Annotated in this window: 15 protein-coding genes; 7 read left to right on the forward strand and 8 right to left on the reverse strand. The window is 72.4% G+C overall.

Translation table 11 applies throughout. The annotated features are described in order from the left end of the window. Nucleotides 1–111 precede the first annotated feature (111 nt). The 4 genes from E4N62_RS04490 to E4N62_RS04510 form a co-directional block, all read right to left on the reverse strand. Nucleotides 112–399 carry a hypothetical protein gene (locus E4N62_RS04490; protein ID WP_230212014.1) on the reverse strand — a complete coding sequence of 96 codons (288 nt, stop codon included), beginning with the start codon at nucleotides 397–399 and terminating at the stop codon, nucleotides 112–114. 75 nt (nucleotides 400–474) lie between these two features. Next, complete coding sequence (locus tag E4N62_RS04495) at nucleotides 475–1,485, reverse strand: LLM class F420-dependent oxidoreductase (RefSeq protein ID WP_230212015.1); 1,011 nt, start codon at nucleotides 1,483–1,485, stop codon at nucleotides 475–477. 116 nt (nucleotides 1,486–1,601) lie between these two features. After that, nucleotides 1,602–2,432 (reverse strand): DUF5336 domain-containing protein, encoded by an 831-nt coding sequence (locus E4N62_RS04500; RefSeq protein ID WP_230212016.1) that lies wholly within the window; start codon nucleotides 2,430–2,432, stop codon nucleotides 1,602–1,604. 393 nt (nucleotides 2,433–2,825) lie between these two features. Next, nucleotides 2,826–3,653, reverse strand: coding sequence for an N-acetylmuramoyl-L-alanine amidase (locus E4N62_RS04510; protein WP_374116925.1), 828 nt, complete (start codon nucleotides 3,651–3,653; stop codon nucleotides 2,826–2,828). Nucleotides 3,654–3,935: 282 nt separating this feature from the next. On the opposite strand from E4N62_RS04510, the gene E4N62_RS04515 reads away from it, so the two are divergent. Beyond that, nucleotides 3,936–4,637 (forward strand): hypothetical protein, encoded by a 702-nt coding sequence (locus E4N62_RS04515; RefSeq protein ID WP_230212017.1) that lies wholly within the window; start codon nucleotides 3,936–3,938, stop codon nucleotides 4,635–4,637. A 191-nt stretch (nucleotides 4,638–4,828) separates the two neighbouring features. Next, nucleotides 4,829–7,054 (forward strand): restriction endonuclease, encoded by a 2,226-nt coding sequence (locus E4N62_RS04520; protein WP_230212018.1) that lies wholly within the window; start codon nucleotides 4,829–4,831, stop codon nucleotides 7,052–7,054. A 50-nt stretch (nucleotides 7,055–7,104) separates the two neighbouring features. Here the strand turns inward: E4N62_RS04520 and E4N62_RS04525 are convergent, their stop codons facing one another. Both E4N62_RS04525 and E4N62_RS04530 read right to left on the reverse strand, forming a co-directional pair. Then, the gene (locus tag E4N62_RS04525) at nucleotides 7,105–7,794 is read right to left on the reverse strand and encodes a class I SAM-dependent methyltransferase (RefSeq protein WP_230212019.1); all 690 of its coding nucleotides are present in this window, start codon (nucleotides 7,792–7,794) and stop codon (nucleotides 7,105–7,107) included. 255 nt (nucleotides 7,795–8,049) lie between these two features. Continuing rightward, nucleotides 8,050–9,555 carry an MFS transporter gene (locus E4N62_RS04530; RefSeq protein WP_230212020.1) on the reverse strand — a complete coding sequence of 502 codons (1,506 nt, stop codon included), beginning with the start codon at nucleotides 9,553–9,555 and terminating at the stop codon, nucleotides 8,050–8,052. A gap of 640 nt (nucleotides 9,556–10,195) precedes the next feature. Here E4N62_RS04530 and E4N62_RS04535 point away from each other — a divergent pair. The 3 genes from E4N62_RS04535 (at nucleotide 10,196) to E4N62_RS04545 (ending at nucleotide 13,367) form a co-directional block, all read left to right on the forward strand. Continuing rightward, nucleotides 10,196–11,065, forward strand: coding sequence for a MaoC/PaaZ C-terminal domain-containing protein (locus E4N62_RS04535; protein ID WP_230212021.1), 870 nt, complete (start codon nucleotides 10,196–10,198; stop codon nucleotides 11,063–11,065). Between the two features lie 54 nt (nucleotides 11,066–11,119). Beyond that, on the forward strand, nucleotides 11,120–12,196 hold the full coding sequence (locus E4N62_RS04540) for a Zn-dependent alcohol dehydrogenase (protein WP_230212022.1): 1,077 nt from the start codon (nucleotides 11,120–11,122) through the stop codon (nucleotides 12,194–12,196). Nucleotides 12,197–12,398: 202 nt separating this feature from the next. Beyond that, the gene (locus E4N62_RS04545; RefSeq protein ID WP_230212023.1) at nucleotides 12,399–13,367 is read left to right on the forward strand and encodes a 3-oxoacyl-ACP reductase; all 969 of its coding nucleotides are present in this window, start codon (nucleotides 12,399–12,401) and stop codon (nucleotides 13,365–13,367) included. Nucleotides 13,368–13,516: 149 nt separating this feature from the next. Here the strand turns inward: E4N62_RS04545 and E4N62_RS04550 are convergent, their stop codons facing one another. Further along, entirely contained in the window at nucleotides 13,517–13,681 is a 165-nt protein-coding gene (locus E4N62_RS04550; RefSeq protein WP_230212024.1) for a hypothetical protein, read from the reverse strand. A gap of 131 nt (nucleotides 13,682–13,812) precedes the next feature. Further along, entirely contained in the window at nucleotides 13,813–15,345 is a 1,533-nt protein-coding gene (locus E4N62_RS48530) for a hypothetical protein (protein WP_374116926.1), read from the reverse strand. A 242-nt stretch (nucleotides 15,346–15,587) separates the two neighbouring features. On the opposite strand from E4N62_RS48530, the gene E4N62_RS04560 reads away from it, so the two are divergent. Then, nucleotides 15,588–16,463, forward strand: coding sequence for a Nif3-like dinuclear metal center hexameric protein (locus E4N62_RS04560; RefSeq protein WP_230212025.1), 876 nt, complete (start codon nucleotides 15,588–15,590; stop codon nucleotides 16,461–16,463). Continuing rightward, nucleotides 16,460–17,203 (forward strand): zinc ribbon domain-containing protein, encoded by a 744-nt coding sequence (locus tag E4N62_RS04565; protein WP_184898592.1) that lies wholly within the window; start codon nucleotides 16,460–16,462, stop codon nucleotides 17,201–17,203. Before E4N62_RS04560 ends, E4N62_RS04565 begins: the two co-directional genes overlap by 4 nt. The last annotated feature ends 23 nt before the right edge of the window (nucleotides 17,204–17,226 follow it).

Below are 17,226 nucleotides of genomic sequence, written 5' to 3' on the forward strand. Positions count from 1 at the left end.
TCGGGTGCGGGTGCGGGTGCGGGTGCGTGGGGCTTCTCGCGCAGTTCCCCGCGCCGCTGACAAGCGGGGCCGCGCCCCCTGCTTGTCAGCCTCCTGCGTACCCGCACTCGCTCAATGGCGGTGCATGCGATTGGCGATGGCGTGCCCCACGAACAGGTACACGACGGCCGCCAGGCCGTACCCGGCCACCACCCGAGCCCACTGCTCGTCGAACGTGAACAGGTCGTGCGACCAGCCGGCGAGCCAGCGGGCCGCGTCATGGACGAACTGCACGAAGTCGTTCGCGCCGTTCGCGCCCAGCAGGTACATCAGGATCCACAGGCCGAGGATGAACGCCATGACATCGGCGACGACCGCGATGATCCGGCCCGCCTGATGGGAACCGCTATATCGAGACATGCCTGACGGGTTGCCCGTCATCCCCCGGCCAAACCTCGCCCGCTGCCGCGAGCCCCCTCGACGCCCCCCGACCGCCTAGGAGTTGAGCTCCGCCAGCACCCGCAGCGTGAGCGGATCGGGGGCCAGCACCAGCAGGTCCGTCACCGGTCCCTTGCGCCACGACTCCAGCCGTTCCGCGATCCGTTCGCGCGGCCCGACCAGCGAGATCTCGTCCGCGAACGCGTCCGGCACGGCGAGCACGGCCTCCTCGCGCCGCCCGTCGAGGAAGAGCCGCTGGATGCGTCGGGCCTCCTCCTCGTACCCCATACGGGCCATGAGGTCGGCATGGAAGTTGCGGCGGGCGTGCCCCATCCCGCCGATGTAGAAGCCGAGCATGGCCTTCACCGGCAGCAGCCCCTCGGCGACGTCGTCGCAGACCCTCGCCCGTGCCATGGGAGCGATGAGGAAGCCCTCGGGTACGTCGGTCAGCGAGGCCTCGTAGACCTCGGTCCGTGACGGCGACCAGTACAGCGGCAGCCAGCCGTCCGCGATCCGGGCCGTCTGCGCGATGTTCTTCGGCCCCTCCGCGCCGAGCAGGACGGGGAGACCGGCCCGCAGCGGGTGGGTGATGGACTTCAGCGCCTTGCCGATGCCGGTACCGTCCGGCCCGTCGTAGGGGAGGGGGTGATAGCGCCCGTCGAGCGCAACTGGCGCCTCGCGCCTGAGTACTTGGCGTACGACGTCGACGTACTCCCTGGTCGCGGTGAGCGGCGATCTCGGGAAGGGCCGCCCGTACCAGCCCTCGACGACCTGCGGGCCGGAGAGCCCGAGCCCCAGCATGGCCCGGCCGCCGGAGAGATGGTCCAGGGTCAGGGCGTGCATCGCGGTGGTGGTCGGCGACCGGGCGGCCATCTGCGCGACCGCCGTGCCCAGCTTGATCCTGGACGTTCGCGCCGCGATCCAGGTGAGCGGTGTGAAGGCGTCCGAGCCCCACGACTCGGCGGTCCACACCGAGTCGTACCCGAGCCGCTCCGCCTCCTGGGCGAGCGGGACATGGTCCGCCGAGGGGCCGCGCCCCCAGTAACCGAGTGCCAGACCGAGCCGCATACGCTGCCTCCTGACGGTGCGTCAGCTGTACGGAGCGGGAGGCGACTGTACGGCAACGGCCCCCCGCCCGGAAGAGCGAGGGGCCGCTGTACGGCTGTGCGGTGAGGCGCTCGGCGTCAGCCGCGCTGGATGCCGCTGGTGTCCTGCAGGACACCGCGACGGCCGTCCTGCGTCTGGGCGACCAGGTTGGGGCCGCGCTGCTCGACCGCCAAGTACCAGGTGCCCGGCGCCAGTTCGGCGATCGTCGACTGCGAACCGTCCTCCGCGAACAGCGGACGGGCCACCGGCACCGCGAACCAGAACGGCGAGAAGTCGTTGGCCGGCGGCTGCGGCGCCGCCGCCTGCTGCTGCGGAGCGCCACCGAACGGCGCACCCGGACCCGGCTGCCCGGGCTGCGGCTGACCGGCACCGAAGGGACCCGGCGCACCGGCGCCCGGGTACCCGTAACCACCGGGCGGCTGCGCGCCGTACGGCTGCGGGGCGGCCGGCCGCGGCGCACCGACCAGGGCGGCCTTGAGAGCGGGGACGAGAGGGGTGGCGACGGCGGCGGCGGCCAGGAGCAGCGCGGCGATCAGACCGAGGATGAGACCGGCGCCGGACTCGGGCTCCGAGCCGCCGAAGCTGCCGAAGAACTCCTCCATCGCGCCCAGCGGGTCGATGATCGACCAGAACGAGGTCCACGCGGCGAAGATCGTCAGGGCCACCCCGAACTGGCCCAGGTCGAGACCGACGACCTTGGGCGGCTGCGGCAGCGCACGGGCGATGACGATCAACACCGCGCCGATGATGCCGCCCACGTACATGCTCATCACCAAGCCGAGGTTGTCCCAGGCATTGGGGATGTCGTCGCCGGAGCCGTCGAACGTGTCGAGGAACGACGCGATGAACAGCAATACCGCTGCTCCGATCACGACGCCGTCGCCTCTGGTGAGGGAGCGGATATTCACTTCAGGTCCTTCGTCAGTCGTCTCGTCATCGGTGGAGGCGTCGCCGTCACCATGTCGCCGTCAGGCCGTGGTGGGAAGCGCGGGGGTGGCCCCTCATCGTAGGGACGACCTTATCGTCCGACCGACGTGGGTGTCCGCCGGGATGACCGCGACGATCACGACCCGCCCCCTACCCGCGCAGAAAACTCACGATTCCCTCAGAGGTTCCCCCGCGTGCTTCCTGTCCGCCAGGCACCGCTGGTCAGCGGCGCCCCGTCATGGATATCGCGTATCCCCGCGCACTCGATGAACTCGGCGGGAACCGTTGACAGATTGAGACCGCGCGCAGGTCATTCCGTGGTACTTCCGCTCGACGTCCGCAGTCCCATCTGTTTTCCCGAAAAGGAAAGTTGTTCAATTTTTCAGGAAGCCCGTGATGCCGTCCGAGATTCCCCGGGCCGCCTTCTGTCGCCAGGCGCCGCTGGTGAGCAGGGACGCGTCCTTGCTGTCGCGCATGTTGCCGCACTCGATGAACACCTTCGGGACCGTGGAGAGGTTGAGGCCGCCGAGGTCGGTGCGGGTGACGAGGCCGGTGCCGTCGCCGACGTAGTTGGAGGGGGCGCTGCCGGTCGCGCGGACGAAGTGGCCCGCGACGCGCTCGCCGAGATCGCGTGACGGGGCGACGATGGGCCGGGTGTCCGCGGCGCCCTCGTCCACCGAGCCCGGCAGGATGACGTGGAAGCCGCGGTTGCCGGACCCGGAGCCGTCCGCGTGGATCGACACCACCGCGTCCGCCTTCGCCTCGTTGCCGATCCGCGCCCGCTCGTCGATGCACGGACCCCAGGCGCGGTCGTCGTCCTGCGTGAACTTCACCGTGGCGCCCTGCTGCTGGAGGAGCGTGCGCAGCCGACGGGAGACGTCCAGCGTGAACTCGGCCTCCGGGTAACCGTCGTTGGTGGTCGTCCCCGTCGTGTCGCACTCCTTCGCGTGCGTCCCGATGTCCACCTTGCGGTTGATCTCGGCGGTGTGCTGGAAGTTGCCGGGGTTGTGCCCCGGGTCGATGACGACGACCTTGCCCTTCAGGGGCCCCGTCGCGGCCGGCGCGGAGGCGGAACCGGAACCGGAGGGGCTCGCCTTCTCGGCGTCGTCGCCCTCCTTGCCCCCGTCGCCGTTGCCGGAGTCGGCGGACGCGGTGGGATCGCCGCTCGCCGGGGGAGTGGTCGCCGACCGCGTCTGCGGCACCTTCGCGCTGTCCGACCCGCCGTCCCCGCCTCCGGAGCCCCGGTGACCTGCCAGACCCCCACCCGGCCACCGCCCCGACCACGACCGCGGCCACCGCCACGGTCAGCGGACGGCGAAGGACGGAACGGCGGGGCTGGGGCGGATCGAAGTCCGGGCCTACGTACGACACGCCTGCCACCTTACGGGTCGGGTGGCGCACGGGCGGGCCACCCCTGGCGGCATCGCGCCGGGCTCGGCGGCGCCGGCTGGACCCGTCGGCCGTCGGCAGGTCAGAGTACGGGGATGATCGAGGTGGTGATCGCGGTCCTCGGGGCCGTGGTGGGGGCTTCGGCGCTTGTCGTCAGCATCGCCGGGCACCGTCACAACGTCCGTCAGGCCGCCCGGCTGGCCGAGCGGGAGCGCCGCATCGAGGACCGGGAACGCGAGGCGGACCAGCGGGAGAAGCTGATCCAGTCGTCGCTGCTGCACGTCGCCATGGGCAGCAGCCGCTCGGTGCTCGCGGACGGGTACGCGCGGTGGCACCTCGAAGCGGTCAACACCAGCAACCAGCCGTTCGTCCAGGTCGCCGTCCACTACGACGGCGTACGCCTCGACGGCCGGGAGATCCTTCCGGCCGGCGGCCGGCTCACCGTCGGCCTCCCGATGACCTCGGCCACCGGTTCACCGCCCTCGCCCCTGCTCGGCTCCGTCGAGTTCACCGACTCCTCCGGCAACCGCTGGCGCCGTCTGGCCACGGGCCGGCTCCAGCCAAGGGCGTCCGGCACCGGCGAGGATGCGGACTGGCAGCCGCCCGTGGCACCGATCGTCGGCCCCTACCCGCCCCTGATCTCCGGCAGCCCTGCCGGCGGCGCCACGCACCGCGCCAGGCCACCCGCCGCCCGCGCCGCCCCGCCCCTCCCCACCCGGGCGTACCGCGCGGCGGTCGCCGCGGTGGTGGTCGTCGTGGCAGCCGCCGTCTATCTGCTGGTCCGGTACATGGGTTAGGAGGGCGGAAGCCGTCCTGCGGGCAGGCCCCCCGGCAGGCCCTATGACCGACGAGCGGCTGACCAGCGAGAGCAGTAGCGGTACCGGTAGGCGGACGCCCCGTCGCGGGATAAAGTCGTGCGGTTACGTCTGGTTGTGGGGGCGGGGCCCGGTCGTGCGGTCGGGGGCCCCGGTGGGAGGGCCTGTAGCGCATGAGTCGTCGCTCCAACGGGTTGGCCGGCATCTGGGCCGAGGCACAACGCCAGCAGCAGCGTCAGTCGGAGGAGCGGGCCCGGCAGCAGCGCGAGTACGAGCGGCGACAACGCGCGTACCAGCGGGAGGTGGCCCGCAGCCAGCGCGAGCAGCAGGTGGCGTACCGGCAGCAGCGCGAGGCGGAGGCGCGGCGGCGTACGGAGGAACTGGACACCTGGGTAAGGGCGTTGGAAGGGCTGTTGGTCGCGGGCTGCCGGGCTCCGGCGTTCAGGGCCGCCTCCCTCACCCGTTCCGAACGCCTGGAGCCGTTCTCCCCGGGGCCGCTCGGGCAGCCCGTCCCCATGCCGGACCCCAACCACTACCAGGCACAGGGCGGTTGGTCCGCCCAGCGGCGCGCCCAGGCGCAGGCCGAGGCGCGTGCCCGGTTCGAGCACGACTGGCACGCGGCCCAGGCCGCCGAGGCCCAGAGGCAGCACCAACTGGCGCAGTACCAGCGGCAGTACGAGCAGTGGGCAGAGGGACAGCGGACGGAGATCCGGCGGCACAACGCCGGGCTCGCCCAGATGGCGAGCGCACTGCGCGACGGTGACCCGGAAGCCGCCGTCGACTACTTCTCCGCCGCCCTCTACGCCTCGTCCGCCTGGCCCGAGGGCTTTCCCCGCGGAGTCCGCGCCGCCTACGACCCGGCGGCACGGCAACTGGTCCTGGACTGGGAACTGCCCAGGTACGACGTCGTCCCCGAGACGAAGAGCGTCGTCTACATGCCGAGCGTCGACCAGGACAAGGAGCGCCCGCGCCCGGTCACCCAGCGGCGGGCCCTCTACCGCGACGTCCTCGCCCAGTGCACCCTCCTGGTGCTGCACGACCTGTTCGCCGCCGACGAGTTCGGCGCGCTGGAGTCGGTCGTCCTGAACGGGTTCGTGGACGACCACGACCCGGCGACCGGGCGCCGCGCCGAGCTCTTCCTGGTGACCGTCACGGTGCCCCGGCCGGTCTTCGCCGACCTGCACCTGGAACAGGTGAGCGCCGTCGACTGTCTGACGGACGGCCTCAGGGGCCAGCTGTCCGCGCGACCGGACCAGCGCACCGCCGTCCGCCCCGGACGCCGGCCCGACGACGTGGGCGACGGCGTCGTCGTCCACGGCGGCGAGGACGAGCCGGACCTCCTGGAGATGGACCCCCTCGCCTTCGAGGCGCTGGTCGCGGAGCTGTTCCGGGCCATGGGGATGCAGGCCGTCACCACCCAGCGCTCGGGCGACGGCGGGGTGGACGTCGACGCCCTCGACCCGACCCCGATCCGCGGCGGCAAGATCGTCGTCCAGGTCAAGCGCTACCGCAACACCGTCCCGCCGAGCGCCGTCCGTGACCTCTACGGCACGGTCCAGGACGCCGGCGCCAACAAGGGCGTCCTGGTGACCACGTCCAAGTTCGGCCCCGGCTCCCACACCTTCGCCAACGGCAAGCCGCTGGAGCTGATCTCGGGCCGCGAACTCGTCGACCTGCTGCACCGGCACGGGCTGCGGGGGCGCCTGGGCCCCGGTGAGCGCCCCACGCCGGTGTCGTCGACCGACGCCACCGTGGTGATGCCCTCGGCCGACGCCACGGTGGTGATGCCCTCGGCCGACCCCACCGTGGTGCTGCCGACGGCCGATCCGACGGTGGTGCTGCCCACGACGGACCCCAGGCTGCCCGCCCAGCGGACCTCGCCGGACACGGGCCCCGCCCCGGACGCTCCGCCCGGGGACTACAGCGTGCTCGGCATGTACTGGACGGGCGGCGTCGCGTTGGACGTCTGCGCGCTCGTCTGCCACGGCAACCGCGTCCTGAGCGACGACCACTTCGTCTTCTACAACAACCTCCGCACCCCCGACGGCACGGTCCGTGCCGTCCCGCCGACCGCCCCCGACAAGGCCGCGATCCAGGTCTCCTTCGACGCGCTGCCCGCGACGGCCGACCGTCTGGTCCTGGTCGCCGCGATCGACCCGGCCGCGAACCCCGACGCCGACCTCTCCGGCTTCACCGACGCCGGCATCCGCCTCCTGGACCCCTCCCGCGCCGAACAGGGCCGCCTGGACGTCTCCGACGGCCGCGCCGCCGAAACGGCTCTGACCCTCGGCTCGTTCCGCCGCCGCGCCAACGGCGACTGGGACTTCGTCGTGGGCGGCAAGGGGTACGGGGGCGGTCTGGAGGAACTGGTGCAGGACTACGGCATAGACGTGGCGTAGCGGGGCCCGGGACGGTACGGACGTGGCGTTGCGGGGCCCGGCACCGCGGCTCAGATGCCGGTGCCCGTCCGGCGCAGCACCCGCAGGGAGTCCGTGGCCGAGACCTCGGTGAACGCGCCGGAGGCCAGGGCGCGCAGGTAGACGCGGTACGGGGCCTGGCCGGTGAACTCGTCCTCGGGGTCGGGGAAGACGTCGTGGATGACGAGGAGGCCGCCCGGGGCGATGTGCGGGGCCCAGCCCTCGTAGTCGGCGGTGGCGTGCTCGTCGGTGTGGCCGCCGTCGATGAACACGAAGGCCAGGGGGGTGCCCCAGAACGCGGCGACCTGCGGGGAACGGCCGACGACCGCGACGACGTGGTCCTCCAGGCCCGCGCGGTGGAGGGTGCGGCGGAAGGTGGGGAGCGTGTCCATGCGGCCCACCTCGGGGTCGACGGTGGACTCGTCGTGGTACTCCCAGCCCGGCTGCTGCTCCTCACTGCCCCGGTGGTGGTCGACCGTGACCGCGGTGACCCCGGTCTCACGTGCGGCGTCGGCCAGCAGGATCGTGGACCGGCCGCAGTACGTCCCCACCTCCAGCAGCGGCAGCCCCAGCCGGCCCGCCTCGACGGCCGCGGCGTACAGCGCGAGCCCTTCCGCCACCGGCATGAACCCCTTCGCCCCCTCGAAGGCGCCGAGAACCTCCGGCGCGGGCGCGGGCGCGGGTGCCGGCGGGGCCGGGTGCGGATGCGGTGCCGCGGACATGGGTCCTCCGTGTGCTGGTCGTACGAGCGGGGGCGCCCCATGCTGCCATGCGGTGCGCTCCGGGTGAGGCGGGGTGAGGCCGGGTGTTCGGCTGCGGGCCCGGTGGGGCTTCTCGCGCAGTTCCCCGCGCCCCTGAAAGCAGGGGCTGCGCCCCGTGCTTGTCAGGCCCGCAGGGGCCTGGTCTTTTAGGGGCGCGGGGAACTGCGCGAGAAGCCCCCACCGGACCCGCAGCCGAATGCCCGGCCCCATGGATGCCTATCGGGAGGCGACCACCACCCGGCCCTCCCCGGCGACCACGTCGCCCGCCCCGGTCTCGTCGACATCCCCGCTCGCCCGAAGCGTCAGCGCGGGGCGGCGGCCCGGAAGGAACAGGGCAAGCACCAGCCCGACCCCGACCGCGGCCGTGGCGATGAGGAAGGACACGCGGAAGCCGTGCATCGTGGGGACCGCGACCCCACCCACCTCGTTCGCGGTGTTCGCCAGCACCATGCCGACGACGGCGCTCGACACGGACGTACCGATGGAGCGCATGAGCGTGTTGAGTCCGTTGGCCGCCCCCGTCTCGGACGGATGGACCGCTCCGACGATCAGCGCCGGGAGCGAGGAGTAGGCGAGCCCGATGCCCGCGCCCAGCACCACCGACACCACCACGGTCTGCCACGCGGCGCTCATCAGGCCGAGCCCGGCCCCGTAGCCGACCGCGATGATCAGCAGGCCCAGGATGAGGGTGCTCTTGGGTCCGTACCTGGCAGAGATCCGGGCGTAGACCGGCGCCGTGAACATCATCGTCAGCCCGAGCGGGGCCACGCACAGACCCGCGACGATCATCGACTGCCCGAGCCCGTAACCGGTGGCAGAGGGCAGCTGGAGGAGCTGCGGCAGGACCAGGGAGACGACGAAGAAGGAGACACCGACCATGATCGAGGCGAGGTTGGTGAGCAGGACCTCACGGCGGACGGTGGTCCGCAGATCCACCAGCGGCGCGGCGACACGCAGCTCCAGGACACCCCAGAGCAGCAGGACCACGGCCGACGCGGCGAACATCCCGAGCGTCGTCGCGGAGGTCCAGCCCCAGTCGCTGCCCTTGGTGATCGGCAGGAGGAAGAGGACCAGACCGAGGGAGAGGCCGAGGGCGCCGAGGTGGTCGAAGGTGCCCGCCGCGCGCGTCCTGGTCTCCGGTACGGCGATCAGGGTGAGGACGATGGAGAGCAGACCGAGGCCGGCGGCGCCGAAGAAGAGGACGTGCCAGTCGGTGTTCTGGGCGACCGCGGCGGCCAGCGGCAGCGCGAGCCCGCCGCCGACACCGATGGACGAGCTCATCAGGGCCATGGCGGAGCCGAGGCGTTCGCGGGGGAGCTCGTCGCGCATCAGCCCGATGCCCAGCGGGATCGCGCCCATGGCGAAGCCCTGCAAGGCACGGCCGACGATCATCGGCACGAGCGCGCTGGTGAAACCGCTGAGCAGCGCCCCGACCACCATCACGGCCAGGCTGACGATCAGCATCCGGCGCTTGCCGTAGAGGTCGCCGAGACGGCCCATGATCGGCGTGGCCACGGCACCGGAGAGGAGGGTCGAGGTCAGGACCCAGGTCGCGTTGCCGGGCGAGGTGTCCAGCAGCTGCGGGAGATCCTTGATCACCGGGACCAGCAGGGTCTGCATCACCGCGACCACGATTCCCGCGAAGGCCAGCACCGGGACGATCGCTCGGCCGGCGTGTGTGGTGAGGGCCTCGGGGGTCGGCGGTGTGTGCGGCTGTGTCATGGAGCGGGGCCTCCTGGCCGGGCGAGGGTGTACGCCACCTGAACCTCGTGTGCCTGGGCAACTATTCCGTTGTTTCGAGTGACTAACGAAAGCTTGACCTGCCCATGGGAAAGTGACGTGCCGTCAGGGAGGGCGGGTCGTAGGGGGTGGATTGTCGGGCGGCGGGCGAGCTGGTTCGTGGCGCGGGCGCCGGTGGGGCCGAGTGCCAGTCGGTGGAAGTGGCGCAGCGAGCGGCCGGCCCGGTGACCCGCTGTCCCTCCCTCCTCGATGTCCGGATCTGACGTACTGTCAGGAGGCTTCACATGTGCACGAGGCTGGGCTATACAGAGGGTCGCCGGACTGGAACGCGTTCTAGGGCGTGTTCCGGAAGTCCCTTCTGCTCTGCGACGCCCGGCACGCACTCTCGCCGCACCGGACGAAAGGCCAAGTACACCCAGTACGAGGCCTTTCGTCCGGCGCGCCGAGAGCACGCACCGGACGCCGCAGAGCCGCCCTTCGGGCGACCAAGGGACTTCCGAAACACGCCCTAGGTGGGCGGGTTCCGGGTCGGCCGTGACGACCTCGGTGCGGCCGCTGGTGCGGACGGTCGTACCGAGGTTCCTCAGCCCACGCCACCCGCCCCGGACCGCCCAGGAGCCCCATGCCCATCGACGCAGCCAAGGCGCTCGCGGCAGCCCCCCGTTCCGCCGAGATCGCGTGGAAGCGGAAGGACGTCCTGCTCTACCACCTCGGGATCGGCGCCGGCACCCCCGCGACCGACCCCGACGAACTGCGCTACACGCTGGAGTCGCGGTTGCACGTCCTGCCGAGCTTCGCGACCGTCGCGGGCGCCGGCTCACCGGACGTGATCGGCGGCCTGAACGCACCCGGTGTCGACGTCGACCTCGCCAAGGTCCTGCACGGCGGCCAGCGCGTCGAACTCCGACGGCCGATCCCGGTCGAGGGGCGGGCCACGGCGACCTCGCGCGTGGCGGCGGTGTACGACAAGGGCAAGGCGGCCGTCCTCGTGATGCGGACTGAGGTCGCCGACGCCGAGGGCCCGCTGTGGGTCAACGAGGCGCAGATCTTCGTCCGCGGAGAGGGCGGCTGGGGCGGCGACCGTGGCCCGTCCGCCCGCCAGGAACCGCCCACGACCGCACCCGACAAGGAGGTGGAGCGCACCGTCCGCGAGGACCAGGCGCTGCTCTACCGTCTCTCCGGGGACTGGAACCCGCTGCACGCCGACCCGGAGTTCGCGGGGCGCGCCGGGTTCGACCGGCCGATCCTGCACGGGCTGTGCACCTACGGGATGACCCTGAAGGCCGTGGTCGACACGGTCCTCGGCGGGGACGTCGGCCGGGTCCGCTCGTACGGGACGCGTTTCGCGGGCGTCGTCTTCCCGGGCGAGACCCTCCGCATCCGGATGTGGCAGCCGGACGACCACGCGGTGCGGGTGACGGTGACCGCCGTCGAGCGGGACGACGCCCCGGTCCTCGCGGACACGCTCGTCGAGACGGCCTACCACGCATGAGCGGCGCATCAGCGGATCACGGGTACTTCTGATATTTCCGAGGGGAGCTGCACCATGCGCGCAGCCGTACTGCACGAGATCGGCCAGGACAAACTGGACGTGCTCGACGACGTCGAGGCGGTGGGTTTCGGGCCGGGCAGGGTGAGGATCCGGGTGCGGGCCACCGGGCTGTGCCACTCCGACCTGTCCGCCATGGCCGGGGTGCTGCCGCAGCCCGGACCGTTCGTCCCCGGGCACGAGGGTGCCGGCGAGATAGTCGAAGTCGGGGAAGGCGTGAGCCACTTGAAGCCCGGCGACCGCGTCGTCGTGTGCTGGCTCCCGGCCTGCGGCACCTGTCCTGCCTGCAAGCGCGGCCAGACCCACCTCTGCCTCGCCGGATTCCTCAACGCCGGCACGCCCAACTTCAAGCGGCCCGCCGGGGACGTCTTCGGCTTCGCGGGCACCGGCACGTTCGCGGAGGAGGTCGTGGTCGACGCGGGCTGCGCCGTGCCGATACCGGACGACGTGCCCTTCGACATCGCCGCCCTCATCGGCTGTGGCGTCACCACCGGGCTCGGTGCCGCCCTCAACACCGCTGACGTGGAGGCCGGTTCGTCGGTCGCGGTCATCGGTTGCGGCGGCGTCGGCATCTCGGCGATCCAGGGTGCCCGGCTCAAGGGCGCGGCCGAGATCGTCGCCGTCGACCCCGTGGCCCCACGACGTGAGGCGGCGCTCAGGTTCGGGGCCACCAAGGCGATCTCGCCGGACGAGCTGGCCGACACCAAGCAGTCCGTCACGGGCGGCGAGGGCTTCGACTACGTCTTCGAGGTCGTCGGACGTTCGGCCACCGCCCGCACGGCGTACGAGGCCACCCGGCGCGGCGGCACCCTCGTCGTGGTGGGCGCGGGCGCGCTGGACGACTTCCTCCAGCTCAGCATGTTCGAGCTGTTCTTCGACGAGAAGCGGATCCTGCCCTCCATGTACGGCGGCGGAGACGTCCTGCGCTCGTACGAGCGGGCCATCGCCCTCTGGCGCGCCGGCCGCATCGACCTCGCGGGGCTGATCACCCACCGGGTGCCCCTCTCCGACATCAACGAGGCGCTGGACCAGATGCGGACGGGCGTGGCGCTCCGCACCTGTATCGAGATCTGACGGTTGTGGAGACCGGCATCTGAAGGTTCCGGAGACGGAGATGTGACGGTTGCGGAGACCGGCATCTGAAGGTCCCGGAGTCAGGGATGTGACGGTTCCGGAGTGTGGCGGGTCGGTCGCGGAGTCGGGCAACGGGACTTCGATCGGCCCGGCGCATGCCCCGGCTCGCGAGTGAATCGGCTTCGGCGGAAGGGACTCGGCAGTGGCACTGCCCCTGGAAGGACTGTCCGCGATCGTCACCGGCGCGGGGCGTGGACTCGGCCGGGCCGAGGCGCTGGAACTGGCCCGCCTGGGCGCGGCCGTGGTCGTCAACGACTACGGCCGCCCGGGACGGGACGGTTCCGGTGAGGTGTCCACCGGGCCCGCCGAGGAGGTCGCGGCGTCGATCCGCGCGGCCGGCGGTCAGGCGGTGGCGCACATCGGTGACGTCTCCGACCACGAACAGGCCCGAGAGCTGGTCGAGTTGGCGATCGCCGAGTTCGGCAGACTCGACATCCTCGTCAACAACGCGGGCATCCTGCGCGACCGGATGGTCTTCTCGATGTCCGAGGACGAGTGGGACTCGGTCGTCCGGGTGCATCTCAAGGGCCACTTCAACACGATCCGGTTCGCCTCCGCCCACTGGCGGGCACGGGCGAAGTCGGGCGAGGGCGGGGGACGGGTCTACGGGCGGGTGGTGAACACCTCCTCCGAGGCGTTCCTCGCCGGGTCGGCCGGGCAGCCCAACTACGCCGCCGCGAAGGGCGGCATCGTCGGGCTGACCACCTCCACGGCACTCGCGCTCGCCAAGTACGGCGTCACCGCGAACGTCATCTGCCCGCGCGCCCGCACCCGGATGACCGAGGATGTCTTCGCGGGCCTGCCGGGGGCGCCCGGCGGCACCGACACCGGCCTCGACCCACTCGCCCCCGAACACGTCGCCCCCCTCGTGGGCTACCTCGCCTCGCCGGCCGCCGCGCAGGTGAACGGCCAACTGCTCGTCGTCCACGGCGGCATGGTGGCGATCGTCGAACGCCCGCGCGTCCAGGCCAAGTTCGACACCAAGCAGGACGCGTTCACGTACGACGAGCTGGACGGCCTGCTGACGCCGTACTACATGGCCCGGCCGGAGGGCGAGATGTTCGCGGCGGCGGAGGTGCTGGGGCTGCGGCACGGACCGGGGGCCCCGTAGTGCCACGCACCTGGGCCCCGTAGAGGCGCGGAAAGCAAAAGGACTGACCCCGCCCGTGGGTGACGGGCGGGGCCGGTGCCATCGTGATGGTCGGTTCCGGTGCCGAATTGACGTTTCTCCGGAGGTGACCAGGAGGGAGCCGTCGCCGTTCAGGCGGACGTCGTCGTCTCCGTGTGTTCGGCCGGCTTGCGGTGGCGTCCGCGAGGGCTCGCCTTCTCGGCCTCGTGGGCCGAGATCTGGCCCCGGTGCCTGCCATGGCCTTCCGCCTCGTGGGGGTCGGCAGTGGGCGGCTGGGTTGTGTGCACGTCGCTCATTGGAAGTGTTCCCCGTCGAATGATCTTCTTACCGGCGGGTGATTTTAACGGGCGGCCCCGCTCGCCCCGAAGCCGCCCGAGCGCGTGTCGCCCGCGTCGCGTCCACTTGGCGCGCTGCCCCCACATGACCTTCACCCGACGGTCACCTCCTCGGGCACTCGCCCCTCCAACGGCGCCTGCTGCAACGGCACGGGCCGGGCGACGACAGGCACGGACGGCTCCGCACCGGCCGACTGCGCGCCGCCCAACTGTTCACCGCGCGCCCGCGTATCGACCCGCGTATCGAGGGGCACGGTGCCCGACGCTTCGGTGCCCGCCTCTCCGCCCCTGTCCCTCCGCCCCTGTCCCTCCGGCCCCGACGCCCGGGCCCCGACGGCCCCGCGCCCGCCGACCCGCGACCGGACGCCGGCACCCCTCCCCTCCCGGGACTCGTCCCGGGCCTCCTCGGATCCTCCCCCAAGGCACCCCCACCCGGGCGACCCCGCACCGCACCACCCCTGTCGTGTACGGGGTTGGAGTACGCCCTCCCGGCTCCACAGCCCGGCCCCCGCCAGCCAGCCCTCGGGGGCGGGCAGATGGAGGATCCGGCGGGCGGCCGGGCGCCAGACGCCGACCCAGCTGCCGCGCGGGCCGTCGACGCGCAACGCCACCGCGCAGCTCTCGGGGGTGAGGATCTGCCCCGGCTGGATGGCGAAGGGGGTGATCCGATGGCCCTCCGGCACCCGCAGGCACTCCGGGAAACGGACCGGCAGCGTGCTGCCCAACACCCCCCAGCCGAGCCGGTGCTGACCCGGGGAGGGCGCGTCCGAGCGGATGAGGAGCAGTCCGCTGTCGGGATCGGCGAGCAGCACCCGGTCGTCGCTGTCGTCCGCGATCTGCAACAGCGGCGAGATCGCGCCGCCCTGCTCCAGATCGACGACCACCGACTTCGTCCGACCGCCCGACTCCTGGTCCAGGGCGAGCAACCGGCCCGCCCCGTCCAGCCAGACGCCGCCCGAGCACCGGCCCGGCACCTGCGCCAGCAACTCCGGGCCGAACGTTCCACCTGCCACCAGCCATACGGCCGTCGCACTCCGGCCCAGGGCGAGGGCGTACGCACGCTCCCCGCACGGCGAGGGCGGCAGGAGCCGCACCCGGGTCGCCGGGTCGGCGCATTCGACCGCGCCGAGTGGGAGTTCCCCCGTGCCGGGTCCGGTGGGATAGAGGAGCGAGAACAGGTGCAGATCGGCGGCCACCCGGTGGATGAGGACCCGGCCGTCGGTGAGGGGGAGCACCTCGGTACCGGGCTCCTCCGGCTGGTTGGCCGGCAGGGGGACGGCGTACGGCTCGTGGCCGTCGAGGGTCCAGCGCTCGGGGAACCAGGACTCGCCGTCGAGCGCGAGCCGCGCCGCGTACGTCCCGTCGGCGGTGATCACACAACCGGGCGGCGCTGGCTCGACGCCCCCACCGCCTCCCCGCGGGCCGCCGCCGCTGCGGTCGTACCGGTGGCCGCCCGGCCCGCCGCCTCCGGTGTCGTACCCGCTGCCGCCTCCGGTGTCGTACCCGCTGCCGCTGCCGCTGCCGTGGCCTCCGCTGCTGTCGCCGCCGCTCTCTGCCCGCTCTCCGCTCTCCTGGCCGACGATCCGCGCGTCGTTCTCCCGTGCCGCGTCGTTCTCCCGTGCCACGTCGTTACCGTGGCCCGTGGTGGGGGAGGGGGGTGTACAGGCCGTCATCTTTCGATCACCTCCGGTGACGAAGCTAGTTTTCGTACGCACAGACGTGGGACAACCCGCGCCCCCTTCACACATAAGGGTGCTCGTCCGGTGATTCGCCTGAGGGAACGGCGACGGATGTGCTCGCCGAGGGGCGGCTGGTCAAGTGACCCGTGGCCGGTCGGGGAGAGGAGGAGTGCAGGTAGCCTTTGTGCGTGCCCCGTCTGTCTGAAGTCATCGCCGCGCTCGACGCCCTCTGGCCGCCCGAGAGGGCCGAGGGGTGGGACGCGGTCGGCACGGTCTGCGGCGGCCCCGACCAGGAGATCGGCCGCGTCCTGTTCGCCGTCGACCCGGTCCAGGAGATCGTCGAGGAAGCGGTGAAGCTGGGCGCCGACCTGCTGGTGACCCACCACCCCCTCTATCTGCGCGGTACGACGACGGTCGCGGCCTCCACGTTCAAGGGCCGCGTCGTGCACACCCTCATCAAGCACGACATCGCGCTGCACGTCGCCCACACCAACGCCGACACCGCCGACCCGGGCGTCAGCGACGCCCTCGCCGGCGCGCTGGACCTCAGGGTCGTACGCCCTCTCGTACCGGACCCCGCCGACCCCGCGGGGCGCCGCGGCCTCGGCCGGGTCTGCGAGCTGGACCACCCGTTGACCGTGCGGGAACTGGCCGCGCGGGCCGCCGAGCGGCTGCCCGCCACCGCGCAGGGCATCCGGGTGGCCGGCGACCCCGAGGCGCTCGTCCGCACGGTCGCCGTCAGCGGCGGCTCCGGCGACAGCCTCTTCGACGACGTACGCGCCGCCGGTGTCGACGCCTTCCTCACCGCGGACCTGCGCCACCACCCGGCCTCCGAGGCCGTCGCCCGTGCCACGGAGGCCGCCCACGCGCCTCTCGCGCTGCTCGATGCCGCGCACTGGGCCACCGAATGGCCCTGGTGCGAGCTGGCCGCCGCCCAGCTCGACGAGATCTCCGACCGGGAGGGATGGGACCTGCGCGTCCACGTCTCCAAGACGGTCACCGACCCCTGGACCGCCCACGCGGCGTCCTCCACCGCCACCGAAACACTGGGAGCCCCCAACTGAACGCCGCGCCCGCCGACCAGATCCGCCTCCTCGACGTCCAGGCCCTGGACGTACGCCTCCAGCAGCTCGCGCACAAGCGCCGGTCGCTGCCCGAGCACGCCGAGATCGAGTCGCTGACGAAGGACCACACCCAGCTGCGCGACCTGCTCGTGGCCGCGCAGACCGAGGAGAGCGACACCGCCCGCGAGCAGACCAAGGCCGAGCAGGACGTGGACCAGGTGCGCCAGCGCGCCGCCCGCGACCAGCAGCGCCTGGACTCGGGCGCGATCACCTCCCCGAAGGACCTGGAGAACCTGCAGCGGGAGATCGCCTCGCTCGCCAAGCGGCAGGGTGACCTGGAGGACATCGTCCTGGAGGTCATGGAGCGCCGGGAGTCCGTGCAGGAGCGGGTCGCCGAGCTGACCGAGCGGGTCGGTGCCGTGCAGGGGAAGGTCGACGACGCGACCGCCCGTCGGGACGCCGCGTTCGAGGAGATCGACGGGGAGGTGGCGACGGTGACGAAGGAACGCGAGGTCATCGCGGCGTCCGTCCCCGCGGACCTCCTCAAGCTCTACGACAAGCTGCGCGACCAGCAGGGCGGCATCGGCGCGGCCAAGCTGTACCAGCGCACCTGCCAGGGCTGCCGCCAGGAGCTGTCGATCACCGACTTCAACGACGTCCGCAAGGCCGCCGCCGACACGGTCGTCCGCTGCGAGAACTGCGGGCGCATCCTGGTCCGTACGTCCGAGTCGGGCCTCTAGGACCGGGAGCGGCACAGGAGCGG

The sequence above is a fragment of the Streptomyces sp. MNU76 genome (assembly GCF_020982545.1).
GTDB lineage: Bacteria > Actinomycetota > Actinomycetes > Streptomycetales > Streptomycetaceae > Streptomyces.